General features: G+C 44.4%; 1 pseudogene. It reads left to right on the top strand.

The features are described from left to right. Window positions 1-283 precede the first annotated feature (283 nt). A pseudogene (locus tag M3180_RS22825) lies at window positions 284-373 on the top strand (hypothetical protein); the annotation flags it as partial. Between the last annotated feature and the right edge of the window lie 55 nt (window positions 374-428).

Genomic DNA, 428 nt, shown 5'->3' with positions numbered 1-428 from the left:
CGGATGTTCCTATGAGTGAAATCTACGAATCTGACATCGAACAAATAGCTATCGAACAACTCCAAGCCATCGGCTATCGCCACGTTTAAGGCGTCGATATCGAACCCTACGGCATAAAACCGCTACGAGCCTATAGCCAAGTTTTGCTCCAAGACAATGTCCTGCAAGCTATCGCTACCATCAACCCACAACTTACCCCAGAACAATGACTTGAAGCCTATTAGCGTATCAGCCAAAATAACCAACTCACCACACCCAATAATGTCAGCAATAATTTAGCCTTATGTCAATGGTGTTCTACACAGGCAAAATCGTGCTTGCCATGAATAACCCAACCGTGGTTATATTGACCGACCGTAACGACTTAGACGACTAGCTTTTTACTACATTCTCGGCATCGGTTGAATTGCTTAGGCAATCTCCAAAAC

It is taken from the genome of Paenibacillus camelliae (assembly GCF_023715345.1).
GTDB lineage: Bacteria > Bacillota > Bacilli > Paenibacillales > Paenibacillaceae > Pristimantibacillus > Pristimantibacillus camelliae.
Note: the sequence above shows the minus strand (reverse complement) of the source record. Positions and strands in the feature narration are given on the sequence as shown.